The sequence below is a fragment of the Mycobacterium angelicum genome (assembly GCF_002086155.1).
Lineage (GTDB): Bacteria > Actinomycetota > Actinomycetes > Mycobacteriales > Mycobacteriaceae > Mycobacterium > Mycobacterium angelicum.
On record NZ_MVHE01000449.1, the window covers coordinates 1 to 239 of the forward strand.

1 pseudogene is annotated in these 239 nt (G+C 66.1%); it reads left to right on the forward strand.

Annotation, left to right across the window (positions count from 1 at the left end):
* Nucleotides 1–239 (forward strand): annotated as a pseudogene (locus BST12_RS30215) (crotonase/enoyl-CoA hydratase family protein); the annotation flags it as partial.

The following is a 239-nucleotide window of genomic DNA, read 5'->3' on the forward strand; positions in this document are numbered from 1 at the left end:
GTGTGCCGACATTGTGATCGCCAGCGAGGACGCCGTGATCGGGACCCCGTATAGCCGCATGTGGGGAGCCTATTTGACCGGGATGTGGCTGTATCGACTCAGCCTTGCCAAGGTCAAATGGCACTCGCTGACGGGCCGGCCGCTGACCGGTGTGCAGGCCGCCGAAGCCGAGCTGATCAACGAGGCGGTGCCGTTCGAGCGGCTCGAGGCTCGCGTCGCCGAGATCGCCACCGAGCTGG